The following is a 17581-nucleotide window of genomic DNA, read 5'->3' as shown; positions in this document are numbered from 1 at the left end:
GTCAGTCTTCTGCCATCTCGTCGCAGTAGTCGCAGCGGTAGACCCCGGCAGCGTCCAGGTGGAAGCGCTGGTCCACGCCGGTCTCCACCGTGGTGACGCAACGGGGGTTGACGCAGGTGATGACGTTGACCAGATGGTTGGGGCGGTCCGGCTGATGCTTGCTGACGATCCTGCCCTGCCGGACCACGTCGACGGTGGCCTCGGGGGCGATGAACCCCAAGGCTGTCAGGTCCAGATCCCCGGTCTGCTCGATCTTGATGATGTCCTTGGATCCGTACTTGCGGCTGTCCGTATTCATGATCAGGGCCAGCCGGGTCTTCGCCGGGTCCACGCGCAGGTAGTGCAGGACCTTCAGGGCCGTGCCCGCACGAACGTGGTCGATGATGATGCCGTCGACAATGCTGGTGACCTTCATGCCGCCACCTCCTTCTGCTCGCGGTAACCGGGCAGCTCGTCGCCCAGCAGGGCGCTCTCCAGGGCCATTCTGACCAGCATGCCGTTGCGGACCTGCTGGAAGTATGCCGCACGCGGATCATTGTCCACCTCCACGGCGATCTCGTTGACCCTGGGCAGCGGGTGGAGGATGGCCATGTCGGGTCGCGCGGCCCGAAGCTTGTCGGCATCCAGAATGTAGGTGTCGCGCAGGCGCAGGTAGTCGTCCTCGTTGAAGAAGCGCTCCTGCTGGACACGGGTCATGTAGAGCACGTCCAGGTCGCCGATGACCCCGTTCAGGTCCCCGGTCTCCCGGTAGGTGCAGTCGGCCGAGGAACGAATCCTCTCCAGGACGTATTCGGGGGTGCGCAGCTCGTCGGGGCTGATCAGGACGAAATCCACGTGGCCCAGGCGGCAGAGGGTGGCGATCAGGGAGTGGACCGTGCGACCGAAGGTCAGATCCCCGCACAGGCCGATGGTCAGGTGGTTCAGCCGGCCCTTGCGGGCGCGGATGGTGGCCAGGTCGGTCAGGGTCTGGGTCGGGTGCATGTGTCCGCCGTCACCGGCGTTGATGACCGGGACCGTGGCTGCCTGGGAGGCCACCAGGGCGGCACCCTCCTTGGGATGGCGGATGGCCACGATGTCGGCGTAGTTGGAGACGGTCTTCAGGGTGTCGCTGATGGACTCCCCCTTGGAGACGCTGGACAGCTGGGCGCCGGCGAACCCGATGACCTGGCCGCCCAGACGGAGCATGGCGGTCTCGAAGCTGAGCCGGGTGCGGGTGCTGGGTTCATAGAAGAGCGTGGCCAGGACCCGGCCGTCGCAGGTGTGGGCCACCTGACGGCGATGGGTGTCGATGTAGGCCGCCCGATCCAGAAGGTCCAGGATCTGGGTCATGGGAATGTCGTCGAGGGTTACCACACTTCGCCCACGAAGAGGAACGACGTCGGAAGAGGTTTTGGATGCGTGATCAACTTGTTGGGACAACGGCTCACCTTCCTCAAGGTGGCCACCTTATGTGACCTGAACAAGCATACGACGCCGGATGGACCCGGGGTCAGCCTCCGTAGAAGAGCCGTTCCATGACCTGCCTGCAGCGGCGCATGGCCGCCAGCAACTCGTTGACGAAGTGCTGGCCCCGGTGGGCCGGGTAGCCCAGGCAGACCGCGATGCCTCCCAGCACCTGCCCGTCGTCAGGCAGGATGTCCGCCTGCGATACCCTTCCGGACCAGAGGAAGTTGGCGTTGCGGGCTGCCGTGCAGAGCACCCAGCTGCGGCGCAGTGCCTTGGCGTCCTTGGCCTCGATAAGTCCCGACGCCTCCAAGGCACCCAAGGCGGTCAGCGTGCCGGTGACCTGCAGCTCAGGCAGGTCGTGGGCGTGACGCAGCTGGAGGAGCTGGACCGTCCATTCCACGTCAGACAGCCCTCCCCGGCCCAGCTTCAGGTGTCGGTCCCGGCGCACGCCACGCGGCAGCCGCTCAGCCTCCATCCGGGCCTTGAGACGGCGGATCTGCCCCAGCTCCTCCTCGTTGGGCGGCTGCTGAGGGTAGCGCAGCGGATTGGCTGTACCCTCCAGAAAGTCCTTGGCCAGGCCGATATTCCCGGCTGCGAATCTGGCCCGGATCAGGGCCTGATGTTCCCAGGTCTCCGACCATTCGCGGTAGTAGCGCTGGTAGGAGTCCAGGGAACGCACCAGAGGCCCCTGGCGTCCTTCGGGGCGCAGGTCGAAGTCCAGGTCGATGCCTGGTTCCAGACTGGCCGGCCCCGCCAGAACGGCCCGCAGGTCAGCGGTCACTCCACGCGCGAATTCCGCCGCCTGGTCCTGGCCGGCACCCGAGGCCGGACGGTAGATCAGCATGATGTCGGCGTCCGAGTTGAAGTTGACCTCCCTGCCCCCATAGCGACCCATGCCGATCACGGCCAGATCGGCTGGCGCGCTAGCCTGTTCCGAACGGTGGTCCACGGCCCAGTCCAGGGCGGCATTGATGGCCGCATCGTAGACGTCGGACATGCCCGCCAGGCAGGCCTGCTGATCGTCCACCCCGCTCATCCAGCCCAGCCCGATCCGCTCGATCTCCTGGCGGCGCATGGCACGGACCGCAGTGGAGAACTCCTCCAGCGAATCCGCATGGCGGGTCCGATAAGCTGCGACGCGCTTGTCCAGGGTGGCCCGATCACGGGGGATCATGTCCTGGTCATGGCCCAGCCAGGTCACCGATTGGACGGAGCGGGCCAGGGCGCCGGACAAATAACGTGAGTTGGACAGGACGTGGCAAAGGCGGCGGGCGGCCGAGGTGGAGTCACGCAGGAAGCCCAGGTAGGTGCTTTTGCCACCAAAGTGCTCCTCCAGGGTTCGCCAGCCCAGGAGTCCCATGTCCGGATCCTGCCCTTCCCCCAGCCACTGGAGGACGGCGGGCATGAGAATACGGTTGATCCGCGCCGACCGGGTGACCCCTGTGGTCAAGGCCGTGACGTGGCGGATGGCTGCATCGGGGTCGGCAAAGCCGATGGAAGCGAATCTGGCGCGGGCCGCCTGGGGGCGCAGGCTGACCTCGTCCTCGTCCACCTGGGCGTTGATGGGCAGCATGGGCCGGAAGTAGATGGCCTGATGAAGATTGCGGACCTCGATTCTGGCGGCCTGGTATTGGACCAGCATCTGGTCGGCATGCAGGCCGAAGGCCCGGGCCAGCCGCCGCAGATCGCGGTTGCCCTCCAGCTCCTCCAGACTGGGCGGCCGCTGGCCGAGGGTGCCTGAACGGTAGATTTTCGGAAAGAGGTGGGTGCGGCGCAGCTGCCACATCTGCAGACGATGCTCCATGACCCGCTCGAACCGATAGTCATGGTCCAGTTGGTCGCCGTGCTTGCGTGAAATGTAGCCGCCGCGGGACAAGGCCTGCAAGGCATCAAGAGTCGCTGGACAACGCAGATCCTCGTCGCTGGAGCCATGGACCAGCTGAAGCATCTGGACGGTGAATTCCACGTCCCGTAGTCCACCCTGGCCCAGTTTGATCTCCCGCTCCTTGCGGTCCTCAGGTATCAGCCTCTCCACACGCTGGCGCATCCTCTGGCAGTCGTATACAAAGTTGGGCCTCTGACAGGCTCCCCAGACCAGGGGCTCGATCATGGCCGAATAGTCCTGTCCCAGGGCCTTGTCGCCCGCGACCGGACGGGCCTTGAGCAGGGCCTGGAACTCCCAATTCTCGGCCCATTGGGCATAATAGTCGGCATAGGAGGCCAGACGGCGCACCAGGGGGCCGTCACGCCCCTCGGGCCTCAGGGCTGTATCGACCTTCCAGAGCGGCGGCTCGGTCGAACCGGGGATGACCGCCTGGCAGACCCGCTGCAGGAGGACGGCCATGGCAGTGCCCACGGCGATGGGATCGATCCGGCTCGTGTCCGCTCCCGATGCCGGCTCCACCAAGTACATGAGATCCACATCGGATACGTAGTTGAGTTCCTGGGCGCCCAGCTTGCCCATGCCGATGACCGTCAGACGACATGAATCCGCGTCGGGAATCTGCCGGCAGGCAATGCTCAGGGCCCCTTGCAGTGCAGCGTCGGCCATGTCTGATAGGGCCCGACTGATTGCCGGCTCCAGCGCAAGGGGATCCTCGGCTGCCAGGTCCCGGGCCATGACGGCAGCCAGCTGCAGCCGATATTCGGACCGCAGTGCATCGGCATAGGCCGCAAGGGTAGGTGAGGTTTCCGAATCCTTCTCCACCCTGTCCAAGGCATCCAAGACCCGCTTCTGCCTGGTTTCCGCCGGGCAGTCAGCCAGGTGGTCGGGGTCCAGGGCGGCCGCCTCCACCAGCTCCGGCCGCGAGCGCATCAGTCGGCCCATGGCCTCCGAGGCTCCCAACACCCTGATTAGGGACTGGGCGGCCTCTTGGTTTTTCTGCGGGGATCCGGCCTGAAAGTTCGGTCGGTCTGCCTTCTGATGCTGTTCCAGAATCCGTATCAGTCCAGCAAGGGCTTCATCAGGATCGCAGGCCTGTCCCAGGGCTTGGACCAGGGTTTGCGCCAGAGCCTGGTCGTCCACGAGGCGGGCAAGCCGATCCAGCCGAACCCGGGCCTTGTCCAGGTCGTGCAACCCGAGGTGGATCAAGGTCGAAGTGGTCGGTCGCACCGGATCTTCCATGAATTATCCCCTGCCTTTCCTCAGGCTCCGCGACGACTCTGATGTCTGCGGAACTGGTACAGGCATTATAGGGGTGACGGGTCGTCAGCCCTTGCGGCCCTCCCGGAATGCACAGTATATGGTGAAGATCAGGTTGGGTCATGGAACTTTACTGCCTTCCCGAACTGCCTCAGCCGGAGAGAGGATACGATAGCCAATGCCGGCGAAGCATAGGCGACTTCGCCATTCGCATCGACAACGCGACGAATCCCCAGGTAGTGGTGCTGGGAGGTATCCTGAGCACGACCTGGAACATGTCTCTAAATCCCCTCCGGGAGACTCTTCAACCTATGCTTTTCCCTGACACCGGCATTTCCATGGAGGTGCTCCCTGCCCGCCATCCATTATCGATTCCGCTCTGTGGCGGCTATGATAGCTGTATATAGCGTCCACGAACACATTGATGTGCGAACAAGTCCGCAGGTCGATCATCGTAGAGGAGCTGACCCGGAATGCATGAAACGGCTGCTTTGATGCAGATGGACGAGCCGATGGCCACCTTGTCCGTCATGCAGTCCGCCAAGGCGCTCAACTACATCAAACGCTTGCGTACCAGGGCCGCGTCATTCTCCGGTCTGCCACGATTTGTTCGACGTTTTCTCGGTTTTCGCACGCATAGCAGTCATACGCGGCGCCAGAAAGGCCTTACTCGAGCAATCATGTACGAAGGAACCCTGGAATGTAGCTGACCGATATCCTACTGACCATCGCCTGTGTCTTGATAGGATTGGTATGGGGGCTGATATGCGGACTTCTACCGAAGAAAAACGACCGACTGACCGATTCGCAGCAACGCTGGACACCGGTCCTACCCCTGGTCGGTGTCGGCCTGGTGGTGATGCTCATTCTGCTGGGGCATGACCTGGCCTCCTGGATAACCATCGGAGGGATGATCCTTGGGCTGTTGATTGGCATGATACCGCCGCTGCACAAAGCCGCGCTCAAAGCTCTGCCATGGCTGAGACCCCGCAATGACGATTGAGGACGAAGCGCAACTGAAAGTTGAGAACCACGCTCGCTCGATCATCAATGCGGGGCACAATACACCGCTTTTATGCCGTCAACTCTTATCACTGGAGGACTCTGAGTTGGCCCCCACCTGCCGGAAGAGGTGACGGACGTTGTGCCAGATGCGCCGGGTGACACCGGAGTGGTTCATGGAGTAGAGGTGGATGCCGTCCACCCCGTGGGCCACCAGGTCGGCGATCTGCTGTGAGGCGTAGATGATGCCCGCCTCGCGCAGGCTGGCCCGGTCGTCGCCCCAGCGCTCCAGGATGGACTCGACAGCCGCCGGGATCCGCGCCTTGCAGACCTCGCTCATGTGCCGGACCTGGCCCTCGTTGGTGATGGGCATAATGCCGGCCTCGATGGGCACCTGGATGCCCGCTGCACGAGCCCGGTCCAGGAAGTCCAGAAAATCGGCGTTGTCGTAGAAGAGCTGCGAAACAAGGTGGTCCACACCGGAATCCACCTTGATTTTCAGATTCTCAATGTCCTCCTCGGGCGAGGCGGCCTCCGGATGGGTCTCCGGATAACAGGCTCCGTATATCGACAGGTTGGGCCGACGCGACCGGATGTAGGCGGCAAGGTCGCTGGCATGGTCGAAGACTCCGGCGGGCTCACGGCCCTCCACGCTGTCGCCCCGCAGGGCCAGCACCGCTGCCACCCCTGCATCGTCGAACATGTCCAGGGCCTGATCGATCACCTCGCGGTCCGCATACTGGGCAGTCAAGTGCGCCACGGCAGGGATGCCGTACTCGGTATGGATGGTCTTGGCTATGCGGGCCGTGGCCGTGCGGTCTGAGCGTCGTCCGGTCCCGTAGGTCACTGAGATGAAATCGGGCATCAGCCCTTCCAGCCCATCCAAGGTGTCATAGATGGTGCCCACCGGGGCATCGCGCTTGGGGGGAAAGACCTCCAGGGAAAAGATAGGCTCATGCATGATCCGACTCCTGACTGGACGATAGCTCCGCACGCACCTGATGGGCGGCGGCCACCATGTGCTCCAGGCTGGGCCAGGTCTCCTTGTCGCCTCGGGTCTTGAGTCCGCAGTCGGGGTTGATCCAGACCTTGGCCGCGTCAAGCTTCTTCAGGATGGCATGGATCCGGTCCACAATCTCCTCGGTGGAGGGGATACGCGGCGAGTGGATGTCGTAGACTCCGGGGCCCGCCTCGGTCTCGAACCTGGCCTCCTGGATGGCATCCAGTACGGTCAGGTCGGAGCGGGAGGCTTCGAAGGAGATCACATCGGCGTCCATGGCATCAATGTCCTTGATGATGTCGTTGAACTCCGAGTAGCACATGTGGGTGTGAATTTGCGTCGTTGGTTTGACGCCGGAATGCACCAGCCGGAAGGCGGGGATGGCCCAGTCCAGGTATCGGCTGTGCCAGTCGGAGCGCCGCAGCGGCAGCTTCTCGCGCAGGGCGGCCTCGTCGATCTGGATGATGCGGATGCCCGCGGCCTCCAGGTCCAGGACCTCGTCTCTGATGGCCAGAGCCAGCTGGCGGGTCTGCTGCTTGTGATCGATATCCTCGCGGGGCCAGGACCAGTTGAGAATGGTCACCGGACCGGTCAGCATCCCCTTGACCACATGGTTGGTGCGGGATTGCGCGTAGGAAGACCAGCGCACCGTGATGGGCCGGGCGCGGGAGATGTCCCCCCAGACGATGGGAGGCTTGACGCAGCGGGTGCCATAGGACTGGACCCAGGCATTCCGGGTGAACAGGTAACCCTTGAGGTTCTGGCCGAAGTACTCGACCATGTCGTTGCGCTCGAACTCGCCGTGGACCAGGACATCCAGGCCGATCTGCTCCTGGTGGTCGATGACCTGGTCAATCTTTCGGGCGATGAAGTCGTCGTAGTCCTCCTGGCTGATCTCCTTCTTGCGCAGGCGGGCACGCTCGGCGCGGACCTCGGCGGTCTGGGGGAAGGAGCCGATGGTGGTGGTCGGCAGCAGGGGCAGACCCAGTTCCTGTGCCTGGATCCTCTGGCGCTCGGGCCGGGCCGGGGTACGCACAAAGTCCTCGTCCTTAAGACCGGCCAGGCGCTGCTGTACCTGCGGGTCGGGCTGGACGCGGCTGCCGTCGAAGAGCTTCTGGTTGTCGGCAAGGGCCTTGCTGGAGCGGCGCTGGTCCTCATCGGCATCGGCCAGCAGGGCCAGATCGTGCAACTCGCCCAGCTTCTCCAGGGCGAAGGCGAAGTGTGGCCGCACAGTGTCGGCATCCAGCCCGTCCTCGTCGGCCACGGTATAGGGCACGTGCAGGAGGGAACATGCGGTGGACACCACCACGTTCGAGGTCACCTGATGCAGGGCATCCAGCAGGCCCAGGCTGACGGCATAGTCATTGCGCCAGATATTGCGGCCGTTGACCAGGCCGGCGAAGATGGTCGTTCCCTCCGGCACGCCGTGTTCCTTGAGGGCGGCCAGATTCTCATCCCTGCCCTCGACCAGATCCAGGCCGATGCCGTCGAAGCCCAGGTCAGCCAGCCGACCATAGCAGTCGCCCACATGGCCGAAGTAGGTGTTGAGCAGGACACGGACCTTGCCTTTGTCGCTCTGACGGGCCTTGAGGATGGGCTGGTAAAGGGTTTCGAAGAGGTCCTGGTCACCCGGTTCCTTGTCCAGGACCAGATAGGGCTCGTCCAGCTGGACCCAGTCGGCGCCCAGGCCGACGAACCGCTCCAGGACGGTCGCGTAGGCCTTGGCCAGGTCCTGGACCAGTGCGTGGTCAGGATCCAGCAGCTCGCCCTGGGGACCGCGTGCCAGCTTGAGGAAGGTGTAGGGGCCGATCAGCACAGGCTTGGCGGCGATGCCCTGCTCGCGCGCCTCCTGGAACTCCTTGAAGGGCTTGTCGCCTTCCAGGGTGATTTTGGTGTCCTGGTCGATCTCGGGAACCAGGTAATGGTAATTGGTGGTGAACCACTTCTTCATGGGCAGGGCGGTCACGTCACCCTGCTCCCCCTGGTAGCCCCGGCCCATGGCGAAGAGGGTGTCCTCGGGGCCCAGGCCCAGCTTCCGATAGCGCTCGGGCACGACGCCCAGGAGGATGGAGGTATCCAGGACCTGGTCGTAGTAGCTGAAATCGTTGACGGGAATAAGGTCGACGCCGGCCTGCTGCTGAAGCTGCCAGTGCCTGGCCCGCAGATCGGCGGCCGTGCGCCGGACCTCGTCCAGATTCCGTTCGCCCTTCCAATAGCCCTCGATGGCCCTTTTGAGTTCGCGGTGCGCGCCGATGCGCGGGAATCCGGACACGGATGTAATCGCTGCCATGAAACCTCCCAGTTTCGTCCTGATGTCTTTGGTCAGCCTATCAGCGGCGGGGGGAGGCGGGTAATTGGTGCAAATAAGGTGTCGCCATAACCTGAATCGATAACGACATGACAGCAGCCACGGGATTACTGGTCGCTAACACTTTCTTTATAAGATTGTTTTCGGCTTATTGTGCTGGTCACTCTTCAAGGTCCTGGGGGCCCAGAATGCCAAGCAAACGGGCCTGGTGGGTTCCCCAGTCGGTCAAGGGTCGCTCGGAGCCCAGTAGGACCATGGTGGCCGGCGGCAGTCCAAGATTGAGCAGGTCCAAGAGGTCGGGGTCGGAGTTGTCCTCAGCCAGCCACTGTGAGCAGATAGACATGGTGGGCTCATGACCCAGAATCAGGACCCGGCGGTCACGATCCTCGGTCTGTGCCAACTGGTCGAAGACCGCCTGCATGCCGGATTCATAGAGGGATTCCCGATAGTCGACACGCGGCCCGTCCCCCAGGGGCTTGAGCATGGCGTCCAGGGTCTGACGGGCCCGTGGCGCACCCGAGCAGATGATGCGGTCTGGCACCAGGCCCAAAGCAGTCAATCCACGGCCCATGATCCGGGCCTGCCGCTGGCCACGGTCGGTCAGCTGGCGGCTGCGATCGCCCTGTGCCCCCTGGCGTTCGGTCTTGGCGTGACGCATGAGCATGAGGGTTCGGCTGCACCGCCGCAGGTCCTCGGCCTTCAGACCCTTTCGCAAACCCATTCATACTTCCTTTCCCGACGATCTCATCAGTCGCCCTTCCCATTATGACAGAGCCCAGAGGGTACGCCGGTCATGGGCGGTCAGTCTTCCTGATCCTGTCCACCCTGCAGGGTGCGCACCTGATGATCCAGGTCACGCAGCACCTTGCGCAGTTTGCGATCGGAGACCCGGCGCAGCTCCAGATCCTCGAGATCCTCCAGGTCCACCATCTCCCGCTCATGACCCAAGCCGCTGCTCTTGGCTGATGGCCGGCCCTGATCCACGTCGGTCTGGTAATCCTTGGTGGCCCGGACGTGCTTGCGCAGAGCCTGCCGGCCGGGAGCCATGGCCCTGCTGGTCAAGAGGAAGCCCGTGTGCCCGATCATCTCATGCTCGGGTCGGACCGCCAGGCCGTCGGCCTTCCAGGAGCGCTCCAGGCTCTCCATGATCTCGGGCTCGGTCCATCGGCCGTCGGCGCGCAGGGCCTCGGCCAGTCGGCTGAGCTGGGTGGTGGTGGTCACGTAGGCGGTCAGCACCCCGCCGGGGGCCATGACCCGGTAGGCCTGCTCCAGACGGTTCCAGGGGTCCAGCATGTCCAGAACGATACGGTCGAATTCGTCCTCGGGCAGGTCGGCCGCAAGGGTGTCGAAGTCGCCGGTACGCAGGTCCCATTGGGCAGGGCGGTGCCCAAAGAATACGGTGGCGTTGCCCATGGCCACCCGGGCGAACTCCTCCCGCCGCTCAATGCTGGTGAGTTTGCCTTCCGCACCGATGGCATCCAGCAATCCCAGACTCATGGCCCCTGAGCCGGCTCCCGACTCCAGGACCCTCATGCCCGGACGGATGTCGCCCAGAAGGATGACCCTGGCCACATCCTTGGGGTACATGATCTGGGCGCCGCGCGGCATGGAGAGTATGTAATCCTCCAGCCGCGGACGCATGACGGTGAAGGCCCATCCCCCTATGCTGCGCGAGGACTTCCAGGGTTTGGCCCTGTCAGGTGCTTCTGTGCCGGTGCCGGCATCCTGCTTGTGGCGCATCTGCCGCCACTTGTCGGCCGAAATGGTCACCACCACGGATCCCTCGGGCAGGCCAATCATGGCCTCGTGCGGCAGGAGGCCATGGTCGGTCTGGGTCAGGCCGCCTGGCTCAAGCATGACCGTCAGTTTACGGCCACGCCTATCAGTCAGCTGGACCCGCTCCCCTACGCTCAGCGGACCGCGTCTCAGGCTCATGCCCCCTCAGTCCTCCTCGCCCTTGGTGAACTGGGAGTTGTAGAGGGAGGCATAGGCGCCGCCGCGCTCCAACAGCTGGTCGTGGGTTCCCTGCTCGACCACCGAGCCGTGGTTGACCACCAGGATCAGGTCGGCGTCGCGGATGGTGGACAGCCTATGTGCGATGACGAAGGAGGTCCTGCCTTTGCGCAGGGTGTTCATGGCCTGCTGGACCAACAGCTCGGTCCTGGTGTCCACCGAGGATGTGGCCTCGTCCAGGATCAGGATGTCCGGGTCGGACAGGAAGGCCCGGCAGATGGTCATCAGCTGGCGTTCGCCCTGGCTGAGCTCGCTGCTGTCCTCGTTGAGGACGGTGTCGTAGCCCTGGGGCAGCTTGCGGATGAACTCGTCCACGTGGGTGGCCTTGGCGCCATCGATCATGGCCTGTTCGGGGATGGTCTGCCCCTCGTCCAGCCCGTAGAGCAGGTTGTCGCGAACGGTGCCGTCGAATAACCAGGTGTCCTGCAGAACCATGCCGAAGTGGCTGCGCAGGTCGTGACGGGTCACCCTGGAGGTATCCACGCCGTCGATGGTGATGTGTCCGCCCTGTATCTCGTAGAAGCGCATGAGCAGGTTGACCAGGGTGGTCTTGCCCGCCCCGGTGGGTCCCACGATGGCGATGGTCTGCCCGGGCTTGGCCTCGATGGACAGGTCCTTGATCAGCGGCTCGGCCGGATCGTAGGAGAAGCGAACGTGGTCGAAGCGGACGTGGCCCTCGACCTTGCCTCCGGTCTCCTGGCCCAGATGGTCGGGATGCTCGATGTCCGGCACCTCCTCGGCCTCGTCCAGGAAGTCGAAGACCCTGCGGCAGGAGGCCAGGGAGGACTGGAGCATGGTGCCCATGGAGGCCAGCTGGCCGATGGGCTGGGAGGCCTGACGGGTGTACTGGGTGAAGGCCTGCAGGCCGCCCAGGCTCATGCTGCCGTTGAGCACATGGACGCCGCCGACGATGACCACGATCACGAAGCTCAGGTTGCCGAAGAAGGTCGACATGGGCGTGACCAGTGCCGAGAAGAAGGAGGCCTTGAAGCTTGCCTGGTAGAGCTCCTGATTGCGCTCCTCGAACTCCTCCTCCGCCTTGCGCTGGTGGCCGAAGGCCCGGACCACCATGTGGCCGGAGAACATCTCCTCAACGTGGCTGTTGACCTGGCCGGTGCGGATCCACTGCCTGGTGAACTGCGGCTGGGTCTTCTTGAGGATGACGCCCGCGCACAGGGCCATGACCGGGATGATGATGAAGGCGATCAGGGTCAGCAGGGGCGAGATGGTCAGCATCATGATGAAGGCGCCGATGATGGAGAAGACCGAGAAGAGCAGCTCGCCCAGGATCTGCTGCAGGGTGCCCGAGATGTTGTCGATGTCGTTGGTGGTCCGGCTCATGACCTCGCCGCGCGGGGTCCGGTCGAAGTATTGCAGGGGCAGCCGGTCCAGCTTGTCCTCGATCTGCCTGCGCATGGTGTAGACCGCGTCGGAGACCAGCCGGGTCATCAGGAAGTTCTGCACCAGCCTGACCAGGATGGAAATCAGGTAGATGCCGATGACGAACATGAGGATGGTGCCGAAGCGCCCCCAGTCGATGCCCACGCCCACCTGGACGTTCATGGAGTCGATCATCCGGGCGAACTTGTCCTGGCCGCGGGACTGCAGGTAGGTGACCACGGCCTGCTTGGGGGTGCCGGGCTTGGCGCCCATCTTGACCAGCATGGACCCCAGCAGACCCTCGAAGAGGACGTTGGTGGCCTCGCCCATGACCTTGGGGCCGATGACGATCATGGCCACGGCTGTCATGCCGGCGAGGACCATGACGATGACCCTCCAGGGACTGGCCAGCAGGTAATGGACCAGCCGGCCCACGGTGTGACGGCGGCCGCCCACGGCCTGCGAGCCTGTATTCGTGCTCAAGTCCTTGGCCATCTACTCGGCCCTCCCCTCGTCAATGCTGAGCTCTTCCACGTCGGGACCCTGCCCGCCCTGGGATTGGACGATCTCCTGATAGGTGGGGCAGTCCTCCATGAGCTGGTCGTGGGTGCCCCGGCCGACGATGCGGCCCCGGTCCAGGACCAGAATCTGATCGGCCTGGCGGATGGACGCCGCCCTCTGGGCCACGACGATCTGGGTGGCCTGGCGGGTGACCGGCACCAGGGCCGCATGCAGGGCGCGGTCGGTGGTCATGTCCAGTGCGGAGAAGGAGTCGTCGAAGGTGTAGATGCAGGGATTGCGCAGGATGGCCCTGGCCATGCAGAGCCGCTGCTTCTGCCCGCCGGAGAAGTTGGTGCCGCCCTCAGCCACGCGGGCATCCAGGCCCTCGGGAATCTCACGGACAAAGTCCTCGGCCTGGGCGATGCGCAGGGCTTGCCAGATGCGGTCGTCGTCAGCCTTGGGGTCCCCATAGTGCATGTTGTCGCGGATGGTGCCGGTGAAGAGGGTGGCCTTCTGCGGGACCGGCCCGAAAATCAGCGCCAGCTGGTCGGGGTCGTACTCGCGCACGTCGTGGCCATCCACCAGGACCTGACCGTCGGTGACGTCGAACATGCGGTTGGCCAGCCGGATAATGGTGGACTTGCCGGATCCCGTGGCCCCGATGATGGCCGTCGTGGTGCCCGGCCGGGCGGTGAAGGAAATGTCAGAAAGGACGGGATCCTGGGCACCCGGGTAGCTGAAGTCCACATGTCTGAACTCAAGCAATCCCTGGGGGTGCTCGTTGCGGTAGGGGTGCTCGGGAGCTGCGATCTCGCTGGTGGCCTCCAGGACCTCGTTGATCCTTCGGGCGGCCACAGCGGCCCTGGGCAGCATGACCGACATCATGGCGGCCATCATCAGGCCCGACAGGATGATCATCAGGTACTGGATGAAGGCCTGCAGGGCGCCGATCTGCATGGCACCGGAGTCGATGCGGCGTCCGCCGAACCACATGATGGCCACGTTGGACATGTTCAGCAGGAACCACATGAGCGGCACCATCATGCTCATCAGCCTACCGGTGGAGATCAGGACGCCGTAGACGTCGCGGTTGGCCTTGTCGAAGCGGGCTGCCTCGGTCTTCTCTCGGACGAAGGCACGGATGACCCGCACGCCGGAAATCTGTTCGCGGACCAGACGGTTGACCGAGTCCAGCATGTTCTGCAGGCGGGTGAACAGGGGTCCCATCCTGCCCATGAGCACCAGGGCCACCACCAGGATCAGGGGGACAATGACCGCCAGGGACCAGGTCAGGGGGCCGTCCTGGCGCAGGGCCAAAACCAGCCCGCCGATCAGCATGACCGGGGCCTGCAGGATGATCATCAGGGTCTGCATGGTGGTCATCTGCATCTGCTGGACGTCGTTGGTGGTGCGGGTGATCAGGGAACCGGCCGAGAAGCGCTCGATCTCGTTGAGGCTGAAGCCCTCCACTGAAGCGAACAGGTCCCTGCGCAGCTCGTAGCCCATCCTCATGGACAGCCGGGTGGCGCAGTAGACGGCGACCACGTTGGCCACAATCTGGATGGCGGTGATGCCCATCATCTGCCAGCCGATCCGATAGATGGCATCCTGGTCGCCTACGGCCACGCCCTTGTCGATGATGTCCGCCTGCAGGTTGGGCAGGTAGAGGTTCAAGGCCGTCTGCGCCACCTGAAAGAGCACCAGAACGGCCACCTGGAGCCAGTAAGGCCGCAGGTAGCGAGTCCATATTTTGATCACGTCAACATCCTTCACGCATACAGGTCTGCCGCGGTCCCCGGGCAGACAAACCACCACAGTCTATACCTGCGTCTGGGCTGATGAATTTGCTATTCCTTGAGCTGATACGGGCATGTCAGAACAGGTCCGCAGGCATTGGCGTTCAGACGGCGAAGGCACCCCAGCGGCCGTCGCGGTGGACCACGGTCAGGTCCAGGCCGAAGAGCTCGCTCAGTCGCGGACCGGTCAGTCCACCCTCCAGCGGCCCCTGGTAGACGATGGTGCCCGGATCCGGGTCGCCGGTGTCTGCAGTGTCGGCAGGACGCCGGCCCATCATCGCTATCCGATCGAACCCCAGAGGTATCTCCTCAAGCCGGTGGGTGACCAGGATGACCGTACGGTCCTTGTCTTCACGGCCGATGTCGCTCAGGGCCCTGAGCACCAGCTCCCGACCGCCCAGGTCCAGCCCGGTGGTCGGCTCGTCCAGGATGAGCAAATCGGGATCGGCCATCAGCGCCCGGCAAATCAGCACCCGGCCACGCTCCCCCTCGGAGAGCCGGTACATACGCTTGCCCTTGAGGTAGGCGATGCCGAACCGGTCCATCAGGGCCAGGGTGGCCTCCTCCTGTTCGGCAGTGAAGGTCTCCCTCCAGCGGCCGGTGGTGTCACTGAAGGCGGTCAGCACCACGTCGTAGGGATCCTCCTGGGGACTGATGGTCTTGGCCAGGCCGGCCGAGGCCAGACCTATCCGATGCCGGTAGGAGAAGACATTCACCTTACCCAGCCGGTTGCCCAGAATCTCCACGCTGCCGGTGCTGGGGAAACCCCGGGTGCTCATCATGGCCACCAGGGTTGATTTGCCCACGCCATTGGGCCCGAAGAGCACCCACTTCTGCCCCTGGCCCACCTCAAGGTTGACATCGTCCAGTATGACCCGGCCCTGACGGCGGAATCCCACGTGCTGCATGAGCACGGCCTGCTTTTCTGCCACGCTTTCGCTCATGGTCACAGGGCCGTTCCGTATGAGTCCAGACGGGGATTGTCCCGGTTGCCTCCCACCAGGAAGAGTCCCAGCACACCCAGGCAGAAGACCGCCGCGATGGCGATGGTGGCCCAGATGGGAACATGAGGCAGCCACATGCAGACCAGGAAGGCCAGGCCTGAGCAGATGATCAGGGCCCAGACCAGGATTCGCAGCCACTGACGCAGGCCGCTGGGAGCCTTCAACAGACGGGGGTTGCGGTCGTTGGGATCCACGGAGTCCTTCTGCACCAGGTCATCGGTGTGCCCGGTGGGCTTCCACTCGGCTCCCTGGCCAGCCTCCAGCCGACGGGAGCGCTCCTGCAAGGCCCGTTCGTCCATCACTCCGGCCCTGCCCTTGGCCGTCATCCTCCGGTCATCACTGCCGCCACGGCGGCTCCGCTTGGCCTGCGCCCTACGTTCAGCGCGGTTGGTCATATCCCACTGCCTCCATCCCTTCGATCGGCACCATTCCTTTTCATATTAGCGTGGGTACCGGTCGGCCGCTGGCAGGGTCATCGCGCGCTCATCGGCTCGAATGGGGGCGGGCAGTTCGGTGGCGCCTGTCAGATACCGATCCACGGCCGCAGCGCAGGAACGACCCTCGGCCAGGGCCCAGACCACCAGGGATTGGCCGCGTCCGGCATCACCGCAGACGAAGATACCGTCGCGGTCGGTGGCGTAGTCGGCATCCCGGGCCACGTTGCCGCGAGGGTCCAGGCCTATGCCGGTCTGTCCGGTCAGGGTAGCCGTCTCCGGATGGGCAAAGCCAATGCTGATCAGCACCAGGTCGGCGGGCAGGACCCGCTCGGTGTCGGGATGGGGAATGATTCGGTCCTGGTCGTCCCGGCTGACGTCCACCACGCGAACACCGCGCACCCGTCCCTCATGATCCCGATCGAAGCCGGTGGGGGCGCTGGTCTGATCCAGGTTGATCCGGTCATCGGAACCGTCGCCCAGGTACTCCAGGCTGTCCACCGCGTACTCGTAGCGGCCGCCTTCCTCCATGGAGGAGGTGGGATTGTAGAGCCGGGCGTAGGTCGGCCAGGGCCGGTTATCGGGCCTGGAAGAGGGCTCCCGGGGCCGGATTTGCAGGACGGTGACCGACTTGGCACCCTCTCGCAGGGCCGTGCCCAGGCAGTCCGACCCGGTGTCTCCACCGCCGATGATGATGACGTCCTTGCCGGCCGCATCGATGTTGTTGATGGGCTCGCGGCCCATGAGTTTGCGGGTGGGGTCGGGCAGGAAGTCCATGGCGTAGTGGATGCCCTTGAGCTCCCGTCCTGGCAGGTCGACCCGACGGGGCTCGGTGGAACCGATGGCCACCACCAGGGCGTCATAGCGGGCCCGCAGCTGATCCCAGCCCAGGTCTCGGCCGATTTCGACACCGGTACGGAATCGGGTCCCCTCGGCCTCCATCTGCTCCAGCCGGCGGTCCAGCAGGGACTTCTCCAGCTTGAAGGCGGGAATGCCGTAGCGCAGGAGCCCTCCAATGGCATCGGCGCGCTCGTAGACCACGACCGTGTGCCCTGCCCGGGTCAGCTGCTGGGCGCAGGCCAGCCCTGCGGGACCGGAACCGACCACGGCCACGGTCATGTCGGTCAGCCGCTGCGGAGGCCGGGGCTTGACCAGACCCAGGGACCAGGCCTGGTCGATGATGGTCTGTTCGTCCAGCTTGATGGTGGTGGCCGGCTGGTGGATGGAGAGCACGCAGGAGGACTCGCAGGGAGCCGGGCAGATCCGTCCGGTGAACTCCGGGAAGTTGTTGGTCAGGCTCAGCCGCTCGTAGGCCTCCTCCCAACGGCCTCGGGACAGCAGGTCATTGAACTCGGGGATCAGGTTGCCCAGGGGGCAGCCGGTCATGCAGAAGGGGGTGCCGCAGTCCATGCAACGGGCGGCCTGCTCGGCGGTCCAGGGCCCGGGGCCAGTGGTCTGGTGCACGTCCCGCCAGTCCTTCAGGCGTTCAGCGACCGGGCGCTCGGCGAGCTCGTGCCGGGTGCGTACCTTGAGGAATCCCTTGGGGTCGACCATA

At 64.4% G+C, this 17581-nt stretch carries 13 protein-coding genes; 1 reads left to right on the top strand and 12 read right to left on the bottom strand.

Annotated elements, in window-relative coordinates:
- Position 1: 1 nt before the first annotated feature.
- The 3 genes from H3U89_RS07670 to H3U89_RS07660 form a co-directional block, all read right to left on the bottom strand.
- Positions 2 to 415, bottom strand: coding sequence for an aspartate carbamoyltransferase regulatory subunit (locus tag H3U89_RS07670; RefSeq protein WP_198179691.1), 414 nt, complete (start codon positions 413 to 415; stop codon positions 2 to 4).
- On the bottom strand, positions 412 to 1419 hold the full coding sequence (pyrB, locus tag H3U89_RS07665) for an aspartate carbamoyltransferase (RefSeq protein WP_198179693.1): 1008 nt from the start codon (positions 1417 to 1419) through the stop codon (positions 412 to 414). The genes H3U89_RS07670 and pyrB overlap by 4 nt, the downstream gene beginning before the upstream one ends.
- 70 nt (positions 1420 to 1489) lie before the next feature.
- The gene (locus tag H3U89_RS07660) at positions 1490 to 4570 is read right to left on the bottom strand and encodes a bifunctional [glutamine synthetase] adenylyltransferase/[glutamine synthetase]-adenylyl-L-tyrosine phosphorylase (protein ID WP_198179695.1); all 3081 of its coding nucleotides are present in this window, start codon (positions 4568 to 4570) and stop codon (positions 1490 to 1492) included.
- Positions 4571 to 5061: 491 nt separating this feature from the next.
- Here H3U89_RS07660 and H3U89_RS07655 point away from each other — a divergent pair, with 491 nt between their 5' ends.
- Positions 5062 to 5298, top strand: a complete 237-nt coding sequence (locus H3U89_RS07655) for a hypothetical protein (RefSeq protein WP_198179697.1) — start codon at positions 5062 to 5064, stop codon at positions 5296 to 5298.
- A gap of 371 nt (positions 5299 to 5669) precedes the next feature.
- Here H3U89_RS07655 and metF read toward each other — a convergent pair whose 3' ends face one another.
- The 9 genes from metF to H3U89_RS07605 all read right to left on the bottom strand — a co-directional run bounded on the left by metF (position 5670) and on the right by H3U89_RS07605 (position 17580).
- Positions 5670 to 6551, bottom strand: coding sequence for a methylenetetrahydrofolate reductase [NAD(P)H] (metF, locus tag H3U89_RS07645; protein WP_198177758.1), 882 nt, complete (start codon positions 6549 to 6551; stop codon positions 5670 to 5672).
- Complete coding sequence (metE, locus tag H3U89_RS07640) at positions 6544 to 8880, bottom strand: 5-methyltetrahydropteroyltriglutamate--homocysteine S-methyltransferase (RefSeq protein ID WP_198179700.1); 2337 nt, start codon at positions 8878 to 8880, stop codon at positions 6544 to 6546. Before metE ends, metF begins: the two co-directional genes overlap by 8 nt.
- Before the next feature lie 178 nt (positions 8881 to 9058).
- A complete protein-coding gene (locus H3U89_RS07635) occupies positions 9059 to 9619 on the bottom strand; it encodes a SixA phosphatase family protein (protein ID WP_198179702.1) in 561 nt (186 codons plus the stop codon).
- Between the two features lie 80 nt (positions 9620 to 9699).
- Positions 9700 to 10833 carry a tRNA (adenine-N1)-methyltransferase gene (locus tag H3U89_RS07630; RefSeq protein WP_198179704.1) on the bottom strand — a complete coding sequence of 378 codons (1134 nt, stop codon included), beginning with the start codon at positions 10831 to 10833 and terminating at the stop codon, positions 9700 to 9702.
- A gap of 6 nt (positions 10834 to 10839) precedes the next feature.
- On the bottom strand, positions 10840 to 12786 hold the full coding sequence (locus H3U89_RS07625) for an ABC transporter ATP-binding protein (RefSeq protein WP_198179706.1): 1947 nt from the start codon (positions 12784 to 12786) through the stop codon (positions 10840 to 10842).
- Positions 12787 to 14550 (bottom strand): ABC transporter ATP-binding protein, encoded by a 1764-nt coding sequence (locus tag H3U89_RS07620; RefSeq protein ID WP_198179708.1) that lies wholly within the window; start codon positions 14548 to 14550, stop codon positions 12787 to 12789.
- 142 nt (positions 14551 to 14692) lie between these two features.
- A complete protein-coding gene (locus H3U89_RS07615) occupies positions 14693 to 15532 on the bottom strand; it encodes an ABC transporter ATP-binding protein (protein ID WP_198179717.1) in 840 nt (279 codons plus the stop codon).
- 2 nt (positions 15533 to 15534) lie between these two features.
- Entirely contained in the window at positions 15535 to 15987 is a 453-nt protein-coding gene (locus H3U89_RS07610) for a tripartite tricarboxylate transporter TctB family protein (protein ID WP_198177753.1), read from the bottom strand.
- A gap of 45 nt (positions 15988 to 16032) precedes the next feature.
- Positions 16033 to 17580, bottom strand: a complete 1548-nt coding sequence (locus H3U89_RS07605; protein WP_198179719.1) for a glutamate synthase subunit beta — start codon at positions 17578 to 17580, stop codon at positions 16033 to 16035.
- Position 17581 lies beyond the last annotated feature (1 nt).

It is taken from the genome of Bifidobacterium sp. W8104, from assembly GCF_016100735.1.
GTDB classification, from domain to species: Bacteria; Actinomycetota; Actinomycetes; order Actinomycetales; family Bifidobacteriaceae; genus Bombiscardovia; species Bombiscardovia choladohabitans.
This window is presented reverse-complemented; position numbering and strand designations above follow the sequence as displayed.